Origin of the sequence: Ruegeria sp. HKCCA5929 (assembly GCF_013034525.1) — a bacterium.
Taxonomy (GTDB): domain Bacteria; phylum Pseudomonadota; class Alphaproteobacteria; order Rhodobacterales; family Rhodobacteraceae; genus Ruegeria.
This window is the reverse complement of the sequence record NZ_WQGE01000001.1, coordinates 229,144-248,388: the sequence shown is the minus strand read 5'-3', so window position 1 is coordinate 248,388 and position 19,245 is coordinate 229,144. Positions and strand designations below refer to the sequence as shown.

Below are 19,245 nucleotides of genomic sequence, written 5' to 3'. Positions count from 1 at the left end.
GCGCGCCATGACACTCCGCCGTTTTCTGGGAACTGCCCTTTGCGCTGCTACTCTGGTGGCTTGCGCACCAGTGGGACCGGATTTCGTGCGCCCGAACTCTCCGGTCGTGAAGCAATGGATCGAAGTGAACAACCCCAGCACCGGCCAAAGCGGCCTGACATCGCGCAGCGCACCCGTGGTGAAATGGTGGGAGACGTTCAATGACCCCACCCTCAACAGGCTGATTGCCGAAGCTTACGCGCAAAACCTGACCCTTCAGGTCGCGGGGGCTCGCGTGTTGCAGGCCCGTGCACAGTTAGGCATCGCATTTGGTGAGCTTTACCCGCAATCCCAAGCAATTGGCGGGTCGTTGCAGCGCCGACAAATCAGCGACAGTCTTGGACCCATTGCCGATATCAACCGCATCATCCCACTAGATACGGAATTTTCAACTTCGCAAGTCGGTTTCGATGCCCAGTGGGAGCTGGACGTCTGGGGCGCACAGCGGCGCGGGGTGCAGGCCGCGCGGTCTAATCTGGCACTTCAGGTGGCCAATTACGACGACGCGTTGGTGACACTGACCGGGGATGTGGCTGCTTTGTACGTCAACATCCGCGCGTTACAGGAATCTTTGGCAATCGCCCGCGAAAACATCAAGTTGCAGCAAGACTCTGCGGACCTGACCCAATTGCGTTTCAACAACGGTGTCACCACCGAGTTGGACGTGCAGGAGTCTACCGCCCTGCTCAACAACACCAAAGCTTTGGTGCCCGAGCTGGAAAGTGACTTGCAACAGACCAAAAATGCTCTGGCCGTGCTGTTGGGTGTCACGCCATCCCGGATGACAAGCTTGTTGGGGAACTCGGGCCGCATCCCGTCCGCGAGGACAAATGTCGCCGTGGGTGTACCTGCCGAACTTCTGCGCCGCCGCCCGGATGTGCGGGCCGCGGAACTGGCTGCTGCGACGCAATCGGCACAGGTGGGCATCGCGATGGCGGATCTTTATCCGCAATTCGTGCTGTCCGGCTCGATTGGCCTACAGGCTTCGGGCGGGCGCGACCTGTTCAGCGGCAACAGCACCACCGGTCTGGCCAGCGCTGGCGTCGTCTGGAACGTGCTGAACTATGGCCGCATCAAGAACAATGTCCGCGCACAGGATGCTGCCTATCAAGCGCTGATCGCCAATTACCAGAACACCGTTTTGACCGCGTATTCCGAGGTTGAAAGCGCCATGGTCGCCTATACGCAGGCACGTAAACAGGTTGGATTCTATCAGCAAAGCGTCGACGCCTCGCGCAAGGCGGCTGAGATTGCGGTCAGCCAGTACACGGACGGCATTGCCAGCTATTCTCGTATTCTGAACACGCAAACCGCGTTGTTACGCTCACAAGCCAATCTGATCGAAGCGCGTCAGCAAGTATCCAGCAATCTGGTCGCGGTGTACAAGGGGTTGGGCGGCGGTTGGCAAATCCGTCAAAATCAGGAGTTTCTGCCCGAGACCGTGTTGGCCGAAATGGCCTATCGCACCGATTGGGGCGATCTGCTGCAGAAAACCCCAACCGGTGCCAGCCTGAACTGATCCTACTTTGTCAGACCGCGCAGCCCGCCTGAGATCAGGATATTGACCTCATAAAGGATACGCGGCGCGGCCAACCCGCCGGGGCTGGCCAGATAATTCGGGCTCCATTCCGGGTCAAACTTCTGCTTGAAGCTGCGCAAGCCTTCGAAATGATAAAACTGTTCGCCGTGCTCATAAACGAACCCTCCGATCCGGTTCCAGAGCGAGGCATGTTGCCGGTTTTCTATGCCTGAAAACGGCGCAGCCCCCAGCGAGAACCAGTGAAAGCCCTGTTCCGAGCCCCACACCATCATCTCGGCAAACAGTGCGTCCATCACAAAGCTGGGGCTGTCAGGCTCATAGCGCATCAGGTCCAGCGACAGTTCGGATTTGTTGCCGCCTTGGAACAGGTTGGCGAACGCCTTGATCTTGCCGGAGTTTCCGTCGCGCAATACCGCGTGATCGAAATAAGACAGGTACTGATCGTCAAAGCCCCCAAGCGCAAATCCTTTTTCGGCACCGGCCTTTTGCTCGAGCCAATGATCTGAAATCTCGCGCAATTCTGGCAATACCGGTGCTAGTTTTTCCTTTGGGATAATCTCGAATACATAGCCTTCCCGCTCGGCCCTGTTCTTGGCCTGCCGGAACCGCTTGCGCGACTTTCCGTCCAGCGAGAAATCTTGCAACGGCACGCGCGCGACCTCACCTATTTTCAGGATCGACAGACCCAGATCCAGAAAGGTTGGCAGATATTTGGTCGAGACACTGTAGAACGCACACAGCTTTCCTTCACGATCCGCCATTTCCCGAAGCTGCCAGATCAATTGACGGCCTGCGACCTCATCCCCTACTGGCTCCCCTTTTGAGATCACCGCGTTGCCCGTATCGGCATAAGCAATGAAGGCCGTTTCATCCGGTGAGATCAGAAACTGCTTGTCGCCGGTCAACGAGATCTGGGACTCGGTATCCTCGCATTCCATCACCAACCGTTCGACAACCTCGGGGATTTCGGTGCGTTGTGGTGTTGGAATTTCGCGTCCGAACAGAGAGTTCACGGCCACCACTCCGACGATCACAGCCACAACAAAGCTCGAGCGTAAGAACCTCGAAGCGTCGCCATTCCAAGCAAACTCCCACCACAAAGCGTTTTGGTATTCCACATGGGAATACGCGAACAGCCCGATCCAGAAAATGACCGCCAGCAACACAACAACACTGATCAGCCATGGGATGTTCAGGCGAAAGATCGAAGCGCCGCTGACCCTGTAGAACGCACCACGGAACAGGGCCAAAACACCTATCGTCCCCAACATCGACACCGCTTCGTGCGTGTCCAAACCCTTGGCAAGGGACGCGAAGAAGCCCGCCGCCATCAACAACATCGCCACCACCCACGCGCGGTAGAGCTTGCGGAACAAGCCGCGCGAAACCAGCAAAAGCAGAACTCCGATAGCGCTGCCTACCAGATGCGAGGCTTCAACAAAGGACAGCGGCAAAACATCCTTCAAAACGCCAAGGTTTTGTGACCCCGCAGGCAGCGCCCCTGACACCAGCAGGATCACCCCTGCCACCGCTGCCACACCGGCAGCAACAATCGGCACCATTGGTCGGATCGCGCGGTACACCCAGGTTGCAGCCCCGCTGATCCGGCGGCGTTGTGTCAGAGCCGACGCCACAGCAATCGACAGGCTGGCAATGGTGAATGGCAGAAAGGTATAAACCACACGATACAACAACAGCGCGGCAATAACGTCAGATCGTCCCGATGCCCCTAGCCCGGCAATCAGTGTCGCCTCGAACACGCCAATACCACCCGGTGCGTGGCTGAGGATACCTACAGCGATAGCGGCAATAAAAATCGTGAAGAAATACGGGTAGCCAACGCCCAGATCGTCCGGCATCAGGACATACAGCACCATGGATGCGCCGAACAGATCGCCAATCGCGGCCAGCGTCAGAAGGCTTGCGAGTTTTCCGCCCGGCAGGTTGAACCCCACACCGGCCAATGAAAACCGCCGTCCACCGGTGGACAACCAGATGAAGAGGACAAGCAGCCCACCCAGCAGACACAGCCCGATGGCGGTTTCCACTGTTGCGCTGACCGGCACCACCTTCGAGATGCCGTCGGGATGAAAGGTCAACAACAGACCCACTATCAGAACCAGACCCATCCAGAACGCCACCCAAGAGGTCGCAATCACCCCGGCCACGCGCCCCAGATCCAGACCAAGCGATGCATAGATCCGATACCGGATCGCGGTTCCGGTGATGTAAGAGAAACCGAGGCAATTTGATACAGCATAACCGCTGGCTCCTGCCATTCCGGCCACCGGCAAGGGTACTTTGCCATCAGCCACGCTCTGCACAGCGAACACGTCGTAAAGTGACAAGGAAAAGAAACTGAACGCCGTCCAGCACAGCGCAATGAACATCAGTTTCCAAGACGTCGCCGAAATGTCGTTCTGCACATCCGACCATTTCACATGGGCCGACAACTCGTGCAAAAACGTCAGGGCAATGCCCGTTACGACAATGGGTATCGCAATGCGCAGCCAAGGCTTCTCCAGAATCGTCGTAATACGTTCTGCCCATTGCAAGGCGAGCGGTTCGTCAGATTTCTGCGAAGTGGTCATGCTGCACGTCCCTGCCTGTCTGCAAATCCAATCGATCCAGCGATCGCTTTGTCATCTTTTGCCAAGAAACACTGGCACAAATTGTATTCATCTCAAAGAACTAGAGCCGCCCCTTTCGTGTGGACAACAGCAGATTCGTCTCGGATCGTGTGATACCGTCAAAGCGGCGGATCTGAAACAAAACCTCATCCAGCTCGGCCAGGGTTTCGGCGGAGATCTCGGCTATCAGATCCCAACTGCCATTGGTCGAATGCACTGCTGTCACCTGCCGCAAGGCCGCTATACGCGCCATGACACGCTCTGTCCCGCGCCCTTCAATCTCCAGCATCATCAAACCGCGCACCGGGCTTTGTGCCAGATCCCTTCGGGTCAGAACGGTGAAGCCGACAATTTCACCGGACTGCTTCAGCCGTTGCAACCTGCTGCGCACCGTGGTGCGCGTCACGCCGAGCGTTTCTGACAGCTCAGACAGGCTGGCGCGCGCATCACGTTGCAACGCATTGAGCAATCGATTGTCCAAATCGTCCATATCTTTTTCTCATTAAGGACTTTCTTGACCCATTTTGAGCATTTTGCTGCCTTCACGCAAGACACTCTGCCAGCCTAAATGAGCATATGGACATGAAAACTATCATATTGGTGGGCGTCCCCATGGACGCCGGAAAACGCCGTCAAGGATGCCGGATGGGCCCGGACGCTTATCGTGTGGCCGGGCTGCAAGAGGCTTTGACCGATCTTGGCCATTCCGTTCAGGACCAGGGTGACGTAACCCCGGAAGAAACCGGCCTAGTCGACCACCCTCACCTCTTTTCTTTGCCCGAATGTGTGGGCTGGACCCGCGCTCTCAGCACGACGGCGCAGGCGGCCGCGCGTCAGGGCGTACCTATTTTCATGGGCGGCGATCATGCATTGTCCATGGGCACCGTCGCCGGGATGGCCGCATATGCGGCACAGGTCGAAAGGCCGCTGTTTGTGCTCTGGTTGGACGCCCATAGCGACTTTCACACACCGGACAGCACAGGCAGCGGCAACTTGCACGGAACACCGGTGGCCTATTTTACCGGCAGACCCGGTTTTGATGCCTTTCCCCCCCTGTCTGCCACGGTCCCAACGGACCGCGTTGGAATGATTGGCCTGCGCTCTGTCGATCCAGCTGAACGTTCAGCACTCGAGCAAGACCACGCCATGCTGGCCGACATGCGCAGTATTGATGAGCATGGGATAAAAGCACCTCTGCTGGCCTTTCTGGACCGGGTGTGCGCCGAAAATGCCCTGCTGCATGTGTCGCTGGATGTTGACTTCCTCGATCCCGCCATAGCGCCCGCCGTTGGCACTACGGTTCCTGGCGGGGCAACCGAGCGCGAAGCCCATTTGGTGATGGAATTGCTACATGAAAGTGGGCTGGTCAGTTCGTTGGATCTTGTTGAATTGAACCCGTTTCTGGATGAACGCGGCCGCACCGCCAAACTGATGGTCGATCTGGCCGCCTCGCTTATGGGCCGCCGCATTTTTGACCGCCCCACCCGGAGTTTCTGATGACCCAACCTTCTGACAAAGCCCTCGTGCCGTTTGTATCCGTCGACAACATGATGCGATTGGTTCATCACATTGGCGTCGAGCAGATGATCACCCAGATCGCCGCACAGATCGAAGCCGATTTCAAACGTTGGGAAAGTTTTGACAAAACCCCACGTATTCCAGCGCATTCACCACATGGCGTGATCGAGCTGATGCCGACCTCGGATGGTGAGGCCTACGGCTTCAAATACGTCAATGGCCATCCCAAGAATACCTCGGAAGGTTTGCAAACAGTCACGGCCTTTGGTCTGTTGGCGGATGTTTATACTGGCTACCCAACACTGCTGACCGAGATGACGCTGTTGACCGCCCTGCGTACAGCGGCAACCTCGGCATTGGTTGGGCGTTATCTCGCCCCAACAAACGCCACCACGATGGCGATGATCGGCAACGGCGCGCAGTCTGAATTCCAGTGTCTGGCCTTTAAGGCAATGTGTGGCATCAATACCGTCCGGCTCTACGACACTGACCCGAACGCAACGGCAAAATGTGCCAAAAACCTGCAGGGCAAGGGTTTGACTGTTGTTCCCTGCACCACGCCAGAGGAGGCCATCGAAGGCGCCCAGATCATCACCACCTGCACCGCAGACAAGAAATACGCCACGATCCTGACCGATAACATGGTCGGCCCCGGTGTTCACATCAATGCCATCGGTGGCGACTGTCCGGGCAAAACAGAACTGCATCGCGACATCCTGCTCCGTTCGGACATTTTCGTTGAATACCCGGAACAGACCCGTATCGAAGGAGAAATTCAGGCCCTGGACGCGGATCATCCGGTAACTGAGATGTGGCAGGTCATCACTGGCGCGGCCAAAGGGCGTGTCGATGATCGTCAGATTACGTTGTTCGACAGCGTAGGTTTCGCAATCGAAGACTTCTCAGCCCTGCGCTATGTAAAGCAAGCGATCGAAGGCACAGGTTTCTTTGAGCCTTTGGACATGCTGGCCGATCCCGATGATCCGCGCGATCTGTTCGGAATGCTGATGCGAGCTGGGTGAGGCGTTGTCATGGGGGCTCTGCCCCCGCCGCGCTACGCGCGCCTCCCCCGAGGTATTTTCAGCCAGATGAAGATCAGATCCCTTGCTTCATCTGGCCATAAATACCTCGGAGCGCGAGGCAGAGCCTCGCTTCCCTGCTAACCCGCAAGCGACGGCAGGTAGAGCACAATCCCTGGGAATGCCACAAGCATTGCAATCGTCATCGCATCGGCGATGAAAAACGGTGTCACGCCTTTGAACACGTCCTGAACGCTCAGGTCCGGGCGCACCCCGGCCACGACAAAGCAGTTCAGCCCAATGGGCGGCGTGATCAGGCAGAACTCGGCCATCTTGACCACCAAAATACCAAACCAGATGGCGCACATCGGGCCAGACATGCCAAAGGCGCTCTCGGCTGCGCTGACAGTTTCACCTCCGTTCAGGGCCATGACCGCTGGATAGACGACGGGCAATGTCAGCAGCAGCATCCCAATTGCGTCCATGAACATGCCCAGTACAGCATAGGCCAGAAGGATGCAGATCAGGATCATCATCGGGGACATCTCAAGCCCGGTAATCCAGTCGGAAAACGCTCCGGGAAGATCTGCGAAGCCCAAAAACCGCACATAGATCAAAACGCCCCAGATGATTGAAAAGATCATCGCCGTCAGCTTGGCGGTTTCCAAAAGCGCGGATTTGAATTCCTTCCAGCGCATTCCGTGAAACAGGGCGAAACAGAACACAATAAAGGCCCCGATTGCGCCACCTTCCGTAGGGGTGCCCCAGGCTTTGTCTCCGAACGGGTTGTAGACAAAGCAAATGATGATCAGGATCACAGCCACAATTGGTATAGCACCAGGCAAAGCGGAGAAACGCTCTTTCCAGGTGAAGCCTGTAACCGGTGGACCTACGGTTTTGAAGATCACTGCAATCCCGACAATCAGCAGGCCATAAATGATTGCGGAAAACGCGCCCGGGATGAATCCGGCCAGCAGCAACTTGCCCACGTCCTGCTCGACTATGATGGCGTAGATCACCAGAATGGCCGACGGCGGGATGAGCGAGGCCAGCGTGCCACCGGCAGCGACAACACCCGCTGCAAAGCGTTTATTATACCCAACTTTCAGCATCTCTGGGATCGCGATGCGGGCAAAGACGGCAGAAGTGGCAACCGACGCCCCGGATACGGCGGCAAAACCAGCCGTTGCGAAAATCGTAGACACAGCAAGCCCGCCCGGAACCCAGGCCACCCAACGTTTGGCGGCTTCGAACAAGGCGCGCGTCAGGCCCGCGTAGTAGGCCAGGTAGCCAATCAGGATGAAGGTTGGGATCAGGCTGAGCGTATGCGCTGCAACCTTGGAATGCGGAACCTGCCCCGCGGTCTTGACCGCAACCGTCAAGGCTTTGCCAAACCGGTCCGGGTCATAGCCAAACTTGGCCCAGAATATCCAAACAAGCCCAACCAAACCCGCAAGCCCTGCTGCGAAAGCCACCCGCATACCGGCAACAACCAGAACCAGCAGACCACCTGTGACCCACAGGCCAATATCAATCGTGTCCATGTTCTAGTCCTGCCCTTCGAACTGCTCGGCCTCAGCCGCCGCTTGGGCCGCAGCATCCTGAAGGAGCGGCACCGCAACAGGGGTCTCGAGCCCCAGCACAAATGCACGCCCATAGCCCCACACCTGAAGCACCAGCCGTGCGCACAGCACTGAAAAGGCGACGGGTGCCAACAGCTTGGCAGGCCACAGAGGAATACCGATGTCGATGGAACTGTCCCTGCTCCAGAGCGGCGCACCAAAATCGAAAGATCGGTCGAAGTGGGACCAGCTGCCCCACACCAGTGCCAGCATCAACACCAGGATCAGAAGAACCGAGATCAGCTCGAACAGCCACAAAGCCCGACCGTGAAGTCGCGAGATGACGATGTCCATTCGAATATGCCCACCATCACGCTGCACGAATGAGATGCCCAGAAAGGCAATCAAAGGCATCGCCTGTTCGATCCAGTCGACATAACCGGGCAACGGCGCATTCAAAGCGTTGCGCCCGCTGACGGAGACCACGGCCAATACCATCAGACCAAAAACCGCCAGGCCGCTGATTAATGCAAGAAAACGTTCAAGCTTTAACAAATGCCGGTCCAGCTGGCTCAGACGGCTTCCGTCTTCCAGCACCGTGGCCTGTCCTGCCATTCCGGTCGTTCCTTGTTATTTGAGAGAGAACCGGGCACCCAACGGGGCACCCGGCTTAAAGGATCAGTTACCGCCGCGCTGTTGCTGCAGCGTGGATTGAACCAGATCATACAGATCTTGAGCCGGCAGCCCCTGATCCGACATATCCGCAATCCACTTTTCCCGGATCGGATCTGCGGCCTTGGTGCGGAATTCCTCGATCACGGCGTCGTCAATCATGACCTTCTGCACGCCCTTTTCCTCAAGGACGCTGTCCCACTGTTCCAGTAGGCCGCCGTAGTTTGCCAGATAGTGATCGATCGCCTCGTCAATTGAGCTGTCCAGCGCTTCGCGATGATCGGCAGGCAGTGCTTCATAGGCGTCGATATTCACAACCACAGGACAGTTCACCGTGCCAGGGTTTAGGTTGGCCGTCCACCAATCGGCCTCATTGATCGTGCCAAACGACAGATGCGCGTGCTGGGCAAAGGCCACTGTGTCCACAACACCCGATTCCATCGCGTTGAAGGCTTCGGTCGCGGGGACCGAGGTCGGCACACCGCCCACAGCCTCAAAGGCTTGGCCCAAACCACCGGTTGCACGAACCCGCATTCCATCGAATTCCGCCAACTGATCACGAGGTTCGCCCGTGCCCACGATATTATACTGGGGCATAGGTGAGGTCATGATGATGCGGGCATTCCACTGCGCCATCTCATCCTTGACTGCTGGATGGTCGTACACCGCGTGGCTGACGGCAACCTCTTCTTCAAGGTTGTTCACACCAAGGAACGGCAGTTCCAGCACAGTGATCGCGCGGTTTTTGTCGCGATGATAGCCAGCGCAGAACTGAGCCATCTCGAAAGCCCCGATTTCGATGCCGTCCAGGTTTTCGCGCGGCTTGGATAGGCCACCGTAGCTGACATTGATCGTAAAGTCCCCGCCAGTCTTTTCATTGACCAGCTCAGCGAGCTTTTCGACATGTTCAGTGAACGCGCGGCGCTTGCCCCAGACAGAAGCGTTCCACTCGGTCGCGGCAGCTTCGCTAACGAACGCAAAGCTCAGGGCGGCAACGGCGGCACCGCTCAACATCTTATTCATGATTTTCTCTCCCTTTGACGCGCCTCTTCCCGAAGCGCTTGCAAAAGAAGCTAGCGCCAACATTGGGATGTGCCAACCCTGACGGTCGTGCTGATGCACTGTCCAGACATCGAGAATAAGTTGAAGCCAGGTCGGACGTCCCTGTGTCAGCATAAAACAACCGAAAGTAGCTGTTACAATTAACACCCTGTTTCACATACTTTTTTACAAACATTGGCCGCATAATTTACAAATATGAAATACGGATTAAAATTTCTTTACAAACAAATTCAAAGATTACGGCAATTTATTTATTTATTTTCCAAAGCCGGTAATACTTCGATTGGGGAGGAACGGGATCGACTTTGCTGAACTATCGGGCAAAAACGACCCAACGTAATCCAGTCCAGAGGGAGGAGCCTCAACGATGACAACCGCTGCCCAGGCAGATGCCAAGACATATCCGCCATCCGCAGAAACCGTCGCCCGTGCGCATGTCGATGCTGCAAAATATGCCAACATGTATGCAGCCTCGATCAGTGACCCAGACTCATTCTGGGGCGAGCAAGGCAAGCGCGTCGACTGGATCAAACCCTTCTCAACGGTAAAGGATGTCAATTACGACTTCGGTTCGGTCAAGATCAACTGGTATGCCGATGGCACACTAAACGTCTCGGCCAACTGCCTTGACCGTCATCTGAAGACCCGTGGCGATCAAACCGCGATCATCTGGGAGCCGGACGATCCAAATGATCCGGCGCAGCATATTTCATATGCCGAACTACACCGCCGCACCTGCCGGATGGCCAATATCTTGGAATCGCTGGGGGTTCGGAAGGGTGACCGCGTTGTCATCTATCTGCCGATGATCCCCGAGGCCGCCTATGCGATGCTGGCCTGCGCCCGGATCGGTGCCATCCATTCGATTGTTTTCGCAGGCTTCTCGCCCGACGCACTGGCGGCGCGGGTTAATGGCTGTGACGCCAAGGTTGTCATCACTGCTGATGAAGCGCCCCGCGGAGGTCGCAAGACACCGCTGAAGTCCAACGCGGATGCGGCCCTGCTGCACTGCAAAGACAGCGTGAAATGTCTGGTAGTCAAGCGCACCGGTGGTCAGACCACCTGGATCGACGGGCGCGACTTTGACTACAACGAAATGGCCCTTGAGGCGGACGACTACTGTGCACCCGCCGAGATGAGCGCCGAAGATCCGCTGTTCATTCTTTATACATCCGGTTCGACCGGACAGCCCAAGGGCGTTGTGCATACCACCGGCGGCTATCTGGTTTATGCCTCGATGACGCATGAGATCACCTTCGATTATCACGAAGGCGATGTGTACTGGTGCACGGCGGACGTAGGTTGGGTCACCGGACACAGCTATATCGTCTATGGCCCGCTGGCCAACGGTGCGACCACGCTGATGTTCGAAGGCGTTCCGACCTTCCCCGATGCCTCGCGCTTTTGGCAGGTTTGTGAAAAACACAAGGTGAACCAGTTCTACACCGCACCAACTGCGATCCGTGCTCTGATGGGTCAAGGCAATGAGTTCGTTGAGAAATGCGACCTCAGCGATCTGCGCACACTGGGCACCGTGGGTGAGCCGATCAACCCCGAAGCCTGGAACTGGTACAATGACGTCGTCGGCAAGGGCAAATGCCCGATCGTGGACACATGGTGGCAGACGGAAACCGGCGGTCACTTGATGACCCCCCTGCCCGGTGCCCATGCAATGAAGCCCGGCTCGGCCATGAAGCCGTTCTTTGGAATTGAGCCCGTGGTTCTGGACCCGCAGTCGGGCGTTGAGATCGAAGGCAATGGCGTCGAGGGTGTTCTGTGTATCAAAGACAGCTGGCCCGGTCAGATGCGCACCGTCTGGGGCGATCATGAACGGTTCGAGAAGACCTATTTCTCGGATTACAAAGGCTACTACTTCACAGGTGACGGCTGCCGCCGTGACGAAGATGGCGACTATTGGATCACCGGCCGCGTCGATGACGTGATCAACGTATCCGGTCACCGCATGGGCACGGCCGAGGTCGAAAGCGCGCTGGTGGCTCATGCCGCTGTAGCTGAGGCCGCTGTAGTGGGCTATCCTCATGAAATCAAAGGACAAGGCATCTATTGCTACGTCACCTTGATGAATGACCGCGAGCCTTCGGATGAGCTGTTGAAAGAGCTGCGCACCTGGGTCCGCACGGAAATCGGCCCGATTGCCTCGCCGGACGTGATCCAGTGGGCCCCTGGCCTGCCCAAGACCCGCTCGGGCAAGATCATGCGCCGTATCCTGCGCAAGATTGCCGAGAACGACTTTGGCAGCTTGGGTGACACGTCGACACTGGCCGATCCGTCGGTGGTCGAAGACCTGATCGAAAACCGTGCGAACAAGTGAGGATGTGATGGACGCTGCCACGCTCACCACTCCCGCCGTTCTGATCCTTCTCGGCCCTCCCGGCGCCGGGAAGGGCACACAGGCGCGAATGCTGGAAGAAAAGTTCGGGCTGGTTCAACTCAGCACCGGCGACCTGCTGCGCGAGGCCGTTGCGGCCGGTACAGAAGCTGGTCTTGCCGCCAAAGCCGTCATGGAAGCGGGCGATCTGGTCAGTGACGACATCGTCATCGCCATCCTGCGTGACCGCATGGCCCAGCCAGATTGCGCCAAGGGTGTCATTTTGGACGGCTTTCCGCGTACAACGGTTCAGGCCGAAGCGTTGGACGAACTGCTCGCGTCGAACAATCAGAAGATCAACGCCGCGATCAGCCTAGAAGTCGAAGACGCCGAAATGGTGATCCGTATCTCGGGCCGCTACACCTGCGCCGGTTGTGGCGAAGGTTACCACGACACGTTCAAGAAGCCTGCCGAAGACGGCAAATGCGACAAGTGTGGTCACACTGAATTCAAGCGTCGCGCCGATGACAATGCCGAAACCGTGGCGTCACGGTTGGCAGCCTATCACGCGCAGACCGCGCCGCTGATCACCTATTACGAAAGCCATGGCGTGCTGCAACGCACCAATGCCATGGGTAAGATTGAAGACATCGCCCGCGACCTGGAGGAGATCGTCAGCGGCGCGATGAAGTAAGGGGAGGAGATCGGCCGCAAGGCCTTGATCCTTAAAGGAATACTTCAATGAACCGCCTTGGCGGAACAGAGAAGTTTTGCCGGGCGTCACGGGGCGTTTGGTAACATCGAGAAGCGGTCCGCGTCACTGGAGGAATTGGGCACGGGCCGCCCAACGAGGAAGCGAAGGAGGAACCCGCGATGGCGGATCATTCAACAAACTCCGCGCAGGCGTCCGAAGCCGATAAGGGCTATTGGCAAGCAAACCTGCGCCTCATTTACATCAGCCTCATCATCTGGGCGCTGGTGTCGTTTGGATTCGGCATTCTGCTGCGTCCGTTGCTGTCGGGGATCGCCGTCGGCGGAACCGATCTGGGCTTTTGGTTCGCACAACAGGGATCGATCCTGGTCTTTCTGGTGCTGATCTTCAACTACGCCTGGCGCATGAATAAGCTGGACGCCGAATTCGGCGTAGACGAAGAATAAGGGAGAGCGGGGACAATGGATCAGTTTACCATCAACCTGCTGTTTGTTGGCGCGTCCTTTGCGCTATACATCGGCATCGCGATCTGGGCCCGCGCGGGTTCCACATCAGAATTCTACGCCGCCGGTCGCGGCGTTCACCCGGTCACCAACGGTATGGCGACAGCGGCGGACTGGATGTCTGCGGCCTCGTTCATTTCGATGGCGGGCCTGATTGCCTTTACTGGCTATGACAACTCGACCTTCCTGATGGGTTGGACCGGTGGTTACGTGCTGCTGGCTCTGCTGCTTGCGCCTTACCTGCGTAAGTTCGGCAAATACACCGTCTCGGAATTCATCGGTGATCGTTTCTACAGCCAGACCGCGCGCGTTGTTGCGGTGATCTGTCTGATCGTTGCTTCGGTGACCTACGTGATTGGTCAGATGACCGGTGTGGGCGTGGCCTTTGGCCGCTTCCTTGAGGTATCCAACACCTCCGGTCTACTGATCGGCGCTTGTGTGGTCTTTGCATATGCGGTGTTTGGCGGGATGAAAGGTGTGACCTACACTCAGGTTGCTCAGTACTGCGTGCTGATCACAGCCTACACCATCCCGGCGATCTTCATCTCGCTGCAGTTGACCGGCACGCCGATCCCTGCTCTGGGTCTGTTTGGTGACACCGCCAGCGGTGAGCCCCTGCTGACCAAGCTGGACGCGATCGTGACCGAGCTGGGCTTCAACGAGTACACAGCACACCATTCGAACACGCTGAACATGGTTCTGTTCACGTTGTCGCTGATGATCGGTACCGCCGGTCTGCCGCACGTGATCATGCGCTTCTTCACCGTGCCGAAAGTGTCTGACGCACGTTGGTCGGCTGGCTGGACGCTGGTCTTCATCGCCCTGCTGTACCTGACCGCCCCTGCGGTTGGCGCAATGGCGCGTCTGAACATCACCGACATGATGTGGCCCAATGGTGGCATCGACGGTGGCGCTGTTTCGGTTGAGGAAATCGATACCGATCCGCGCTATGACTGGATGAAAACCTGGCAGAAAACCGGTCTTCTGGATTGGGAAGACAAGAACGGTGACGGCAAGATCCAGTACTACAACGACAAGTCCGAAGCCATGACCGCAATCGCGGAAGAAAAGGGCTGGGTTGGAAACGAACTGACCAAGTTCAACCGTGACATCCTAGTTCTGGCCAACCCCGAAATCGCCAACCTGCCGGGTTGGGTGATCGGTCTGGTCGCGGCAGGTGGTCTTGCTGCTGCTCTGTCAACCGCTGCGGGCCTGTTGCTGGCGATCTCGTCGGCTGTGTCCCACGACCTTGTCAAAGGTGCGATCAACCCGCAAATCTCTGAAAAGGGTGAACTGCTGGCTGCACGTATCGCAATGGCCGTAGCCATCGTTGTTGCAACCTACTTGGGTCTGAACCCACCCGGATTTGCGGCGCAAACCGTGGCCCTGGCGTTCGGTCTGGCGGCAGCCTCGATCTTCCCGGCGCTGATGATGGGGATCTTCTCGACCCGCATCAACAACACCGGCGCGGTTGCAGGTATGTTGGCTGGTCTGGTTGTGACCCTGGTCTACATCTTCCTGCACAAGGGCTGGTTGTTCATTCCGGGCACCAACTCGTTCACCGATGCTGACCCGCTGCTGGGTCCAATCAAGTCGACCTCGTTCGGTGCAATCGGTGCGATGATCAACTTTGCGACTGCCTACGTTGTTGCAGGCATGACCAAAGAGACTCCGCAGGAGATCAAGGATCTGGTCGAAAGCGTGCGCATTCCCCGTGGTGCGGGCGCAGCTCAGAACAAATGAGCTTGATGCGGTCGTTGGTTCTTGCCTTCGACCGCGTCTTTCGATCCACTGTTCCCGCCCAGCACATCACTGGGCGGGATTTTTTAACCAGAACACCGGAGACAACACATGCCCCTGTCCCATGACGAAATAGCCCGGTTTCTGAAATCCGTTCACCCCTATGACGCGTTGCCTGCCGACGCCCTGGATCAGATCGTCAAACAGATCGAGGTCTGGGAAGTTGAGGAAGACGCCTCAGTCTACGAGCTTGGCCACAAGTTACCCGGGGTGTTCGTGATCTATGAAGGACAGGTCGAAATTACCGATGAGAACGGTGCCATCGTCTCTCATCTGGGTCTGCGCAATTCCTTTGGCGAAAGGGGCTTGCTGAAAGACGGCAAAGCCGCCACCAAAGCCCGCGCGCACACGCCCTCGGTCCTAATGGTTCTGCCACCGGATCTTGTGCGGAGTTTGATCGATAACCATGATGTGGTGGCAAAGTTCTTTGACCGCACACGTGGCGACCGAAGTGGTCCGCAAAGCCTGGCCACTAGTTCGATCGACGTATTAATGGCGCATAACCCGGCCACCTGCCCCGCTGACACGTCAGTTCAGGATGCAGCGCGGATCATGCGCGACAAGCATATCTCGTCGCTCTGCATCACGGACGGTGAAAGTTTGCAGGGCATTGCGACCCTGCGGGACATCTCGGGCAAATACGTTGCAGACGGCCTGCCTGCCTCTACGCCCATTTCTGAAATCATGACCGCAAACCCGGTTACATTGTCGCCCAGCGATATCGGATCGGATGTGCTGCACATCATGATGGAGCGTGGCATCGGCCATATCCCGATTTCCGAGGGCGGTCGTTTGGTTGGGATCGTGACCCAGACCGATCTGACTCATTATCAGGCGGTCAACTCGGCCGAGCTGGTACGCCGTATCGCGCAGGCTGACACCGCCGAAGAAATGGCACGCGTGACCGAAGAAATCCCGCAGCTTCTTGTACAATTGGTCGCCGGCGGAAACCGGCACGAAATTGTCACCCGCCTGATCACTGATATCGCGGATACGGTCACACGCCGCCTGCTGGCACTCGGCGAAGCGGAACTAGGCCCGGCTCCGGTGCCCTATCTGTGGCTTGCATGTGGGTCTCAGGGGCGGCAGGAACAAACGGGCGTATCGGATCAGGACAATTGTCTGATGCTGGATGACAGCGTAACCGACGCAGACATGGCCTATTTCACGCAACTCGCCAAATTCGTCTCGGACGGGTTAGACGTTTGCGGGTATTTCTACTGTCCCGGCGACATGATGGCGACCAATCCGCGCTGGTGCCAGCCGGTGCGCGTCTGGCGCGACTATTTCAAGGGCTGGATCGCCAAGCCAAGCCCCGAAGCGCAAATGCTGGCGTCGGTCATGTTCGACCTGCGCCCCATCGGCGGCACGTTTGAGTTGTTTGCCGACCTGCAGGCCGACACTCTTGCAGCCGCCAGAGCAAACTCGATCTTTGTCGCGCACATGATTTCGAACTCGTTGAAACATACGCCGCCACTGGGTCTGCTGCGCGGATTTGCAACGATCCGCTCGGGCGAACATCGCAACACGCTGGATCTTAAACACAACGGGGTCGTCCCAATCGTTGATCTGGCACGGATCTACGCATTGCGGGGCGAGTTGACCGAAGCCAACACACGGGCCCGCCTGAAAGCGGCCGAGGCCAGCGGTGTCCTTAGTCCGTCTGGCGCGCGGGATCTGCTAGACGCATATGACCTGATCGCAGAAACCCGGCTGGAGCATCAGGTTCGGCTGGTCAAATCAGGTGAAAAACCCGACAATTATCTACCCCCGTCCGATCTTTCGGACTTTGAGCGAAGTCATCTACGCGATGCGTTTGTTGTGGTAAAAACGATGCAATCGGCGGTTGGCCACGGCAAAGGTATGCTGGGCTAAGACCCCCAAGAACGGAGAGACCTCATGTTTCTGGAATTGATCGGCACTATCTTTGCGGGCTTCGCGTTTGCGGGCGTCGTGCTTGTGCTGAACAAGCTGACCGGTGGGCGCTTGCCAAAATGGACCACTCCGGTTGCGGCAGGTCTGGGCATGATCGGCATGACCATTGCCAGCGAGTATTCATGGTATGACCGCACCCGCGATCAACTGCCTGACGAAATGGCCATTGTGCACGAGATCGAAAGCCGCGCCTTCTATCGTCCCTGGACCTACGCAGTGCCTTTTGTAGACCGTTTCTCGGCCATCGACACACAATCGGTCCGAACCAATGATCAGGTTCCCGATCAACGGCTGGTCGACCTGTATCTGTTCGGGCGTTGGGCCCCTGTCACGCATTTGCCTGTGGCCGTCAATTGTGCCGAAAACAGTCGCGCCAACCTTGTAGACGGGGCGGAATTTGCCGACGACGGTCGCCTGATCAACGCAAGCTGGTACCGGGCTGAGGGCACCGATCCGATTATCGAGACCACCTGCGGGGTCTGATCATGCTAACCAAATTGAGCCTGAGGCTCAGGATTTTTCTGTTCTTCTGTTTGCTGGCGTTGGGGGGAATTGCGATCAGCGCAATCGCCCTTTGGATCACCTATGCCCGCGCCGAGAACCCCGAACTTCTGGACTCTTTCATTTTTGCCGAAATCCTGATCACGTTCGGCTTGCTGGCTCTGATTGCCGGCGTATGGCTGTTGTTTGACGACAATGTTGCCAAGCCAATCGAACGCCTTTCGGCCCAATTGCGCGCACGCGCACATGCCGGGGTCAGCACGGATCTGGACATGCAGGCAGCGCGTTATCTCGGCGATCTGGCCCCGGCAGCAGCCGGACTGGCGGAACAAGTGGCCTCAAATGCGATGCGAACTGCCGAAGCTGTAGCCTCGGAAACCGCCCATCTGGCGGCTGAGAAACAACGCCTTACCGCCCTGCTAACCGAGATTCCGGTCGCGATGTTGCTGGCCAGCCCAAAACACCAGATTGTGCTTTATGACGGTCAGGCCGCCGAGGTTTTGGCCCAGATCGCACATCCCCGCCTGAATGCGTCACTTTTTGAATACCTCGAAACCACGGGCCTCACGGATGCCTATGCCAAACTGTGCAAAACCGGCAAGGACGTTTATTGCACCCTATCCAGTGTGGATGGCCGACAGACCTATTCCGCCCGGATGAAACCGCTTGGGGACGCGCCCGGTTATATGTTGGTCTTCGAAGACAGCGCCGCCCAGATTTCCCCGGACGAAGCACGCCCGCTGGTTTACGATTTCGAACTTCTCGACACACCGGGCGACGACGCGTTCGAGAATCGCACCTTGTCCGACCTGTGTTTCGTGGTCTTCGATACGGAAACAACCGGGCTGTTGCCGCACAAAGATGAAATCGTACAGATCGGCGCGGTGCGCGTACTGAACGGCAGGATCGTTCAGGGCGAGCATCTGGACATGCTGGTGGATCCGGGCATTCCGATACCACCTGCGTCGACCAAAGTGCACAAGGTCAGTGACCGTATGGTTCAGGGAGCACCCGACATCACTGAGGCCGGACGCGTATTTCACCAATTTGCACGCGATGCCGTGATCGTGGCGCATAACGCGCCCTTCGACATGGCGTTCCTGCGTCGTCACGCTCAGCGCATGGAAGTCGAGTGGGATCACCCGATCCTCGACACCGTTTTGCTGTCTGCCGTTCTGTTCGGAGCCAGCGACACGCATACGCTGGACGCGCTGTGCGAACGGCTGGAAATCACGATCCCCGAGGCGCTGCGCCATACGGCGCTCGGCGATGCGGTTGCCACGGCAGAAGCGCTGATCAAGATGCTGCCGATCCTACAGGCGCGTGGTTTTACCACCTTTGGCGAAGTCATAATGGAAACCCGAAAACACGGGCGTTTGCTGGAAGACCTGAACTGACAGTTTAAATCGCAAGCAACAGTCAG

Annotated in this window: 15 protein-coding genes; 10 read left to right on the top strand and 5 right to left on the bottom strand. The window is 57.4% G+C overall.

The features are described from left to right. Window positions 1–7 precede the first annotated feature (7 nt). Window positions 8–1,558: an efflux transporter outer membrane subunit gene (locus GOV90_RS01230; protein WP_253284721.1), complete on the top strand. Its 1,551-nt coding sequence runs from the start codon at window positions 8–10 to the stop codon at window positions 1,556–1,558. A 2-nt stretch (window positions 1,559–1,560) separates the two neighbouring features. Here GOV90_RS01230 and mprF read toward each other — a convergent pair whose 3' ends face one another. Together mprF and GOV90_RS01220 are read right to left on the bottom strand one after the other, a co-directional pair. Further along, the gene (mprF, locus tag GOV90_RS01225; RefSeq protein WP_171089556.1) at window positions 1,561–4,170 is read right to left on the bottom strand and encodes a bifunctional lysylphosphatidylglycerol flippase/synthetase MprF; all 2,610 of its coding nucleotides are present in this window, start codon (window positions 4,168–4,170) and stop codon (window positions 1,561–1,563) included. A gap of 100 nt (window positions 4,171–4,270) precedes the next feature. Next, the gene (locus tag GOV90_RS01220) at window positions 4,271–4,699 is read right to left on the bottom strand and encodes an Lrp/AsnC family transcriptional regulator (protein ID WP_171089554.1); all 429 of its coding nucleotides are present in this window, start codon (window positions 4,697–4,699) and stop codon (window positions 4,271–4,273) included. Between the two features lie 86 nt (window positions 4,700–4,785). Here GOV90_RS01220 and rocF point away from each other — a divergent pair, with 86 nt between their 5' ends. Then, a complete protein-coding gene (rocF, locus tag GOV90_RS01215) occupies window positions 4,786–5,706 on the top strand; it encodes an arginase (RefSeq protein ID WP_171089552.1) in 921 nt (306 codons plus the stop codon). Next, a complete protein-coding gene (locus GOV90_RS01210; protein WP_171089550.1) occupies window positions 5,706–6,749 on the top strand; it encodes an ornithine cyclodeaminase in 1,044 nt (347 codons plus the stop codon). The genes rocF and GOV90_RS01210 overlap by 1 nt, the downstream gene beginning before the upstream one ends. A 137-nt stretch (window positions 6,750–6,886) precedes the next feature. Here the strand turns inward: GOV90_RS01210 and GOV90_RS01205 are convergent, their stop codons facing one another. From GOV90_RS01205 to dctP, 3 genes are all read right to left on the bottom strand, one after another. Further along, window positions 6,887–8,290 carry a TRAP transporter large permease gene (locus GOV90_RS01205; RefSeq protein WP_171089548.1) on the bottom strand — a complete coding sequence of 468 codons (1,404 nt, stop codon included), beginning with the start codon at window positions 8,288–8,290 and terminating at the stop codon, window positions 6,887–6,889. Window positions 8,291–8,293: 3 nt separating this feature from the next. Continuing rightward, window positions 8,294–8,923 (bottom strand): TRAP transporter small permease, encoded by a 630-nt coding sequence (locus GOV90_RS01200; RefSeq protein WP_171089546.1) that lies wholly within the window; start codon window positions 8,921–8,923, stop codon window positions 8,294–8,296. Window positions 8,924–8,986: 63 nt separating this feature from the next. Continuing rightward, a complete protein-coding gene (dctP, locus tag GOV90_RS01195; RefSeq protein WP_171089544.1) occupies window positions 8,987–10,003 on the bottom strand; it encodes a TRAP transporter substrate-binding protein DctP in 1,017 nt (338 codons plus the stop codon). 406 nt (window positions 10,004–10,409) lie between these two features. Between dctP and acs the strand changes: the two genes are divergently transcribed. From acs to GOV90_RS01160, 7 genes are all read left to right on the top strand, one after another. Beyond that, window positions 10,410–12,374 (top strand): acetate--CoA ligase, encoded by a 1,965-nt coding sequence (acs, locus tag GOV90_RS01190; RefSeq protein WP_171089542.1) that lies wholly within the window; start codon window positions 10,410–10,412, stop codon window positions 12,372–12,374. 7 nt (window positions 12,375–12,381) lie between these two features. Continuing rightward, complete coding sequence (locus tag GOV90_RS01185) at window positions 12,382–13,065, top strand: adenylate kinase (RefSeq protein WP_171091139.1); 684 nt, start codon at window positions 12,382–12,384, stop codon at window positions 13,063–13,065. A 179-nt stretch (window positions 13,066–13,244) separates the two neighbouring features. Further along, window positions 13,245–13,529 carry a DUF4212 domain-containing protein gene (locus GOV90_RS01180; protein ID WP_171089540.1) on the top strand — a complete coding sequence of 95 codons (285 nt, stop codon included), beginning with the start codon at window positions 13,245–13,247 and terminating at the stop codon, window positions 13,527–13,529. A 15-nt stretch (window positions 13,530–13,544) separates the two neighbouring features. Next, window positions 13,545–15,329, top strand: a complete 1,785-nt coding sequence (locus GOV90_RS01175; RefSeq protein WP_171089537.1) for a sodium:solute symporter family protein — start codon at window positions 13,545–13,547, stop codon at window positions 15,327–15,329. Window positions 15,330–15,437: 108 nt separating this feature from the next. Then, window positions 15,438–17,261, top strand: a complete 1,824-nt coding sequence (locus GOV90_RS01170; RefSeq protein ID WP_171089535.1) for a putative nucleotidyltransferase substrate binding domain-containing protein — start codon at window positions 15,438–15,440, stop codon at window positions 17,259–17,261. 24 nt (window positions 17,262–17,285) lie between these two features. Next, window positions 17,286–17,804: a hypothetical protein gene (locus GOV90_RS01165; RefSeq protein WP_171089533.1), complete on the top strand. Its 519-nt coding sequence runs from the start codon at window positions 17,286–17,288 to the stop codon at window positions 17,802–17,804. A gap of 2 nt (window positions 17,805–17,806) precedes the next feature. After that, window positions 17,807–19,219 carry an exonuclease domain-containing protein gene (locus GOV90_RS01160; protein ID WP_171089532.1) on the top strand — a complete coding sequence of 471 codons (1,413 nt, stop codon included), beginning with the start codon at window positions 17,807–17,809 and terminating at the stop codon, window positions 19,217–19,219. Window positions 19,220–19,245 lie beyond the last annotated feature (26 nt).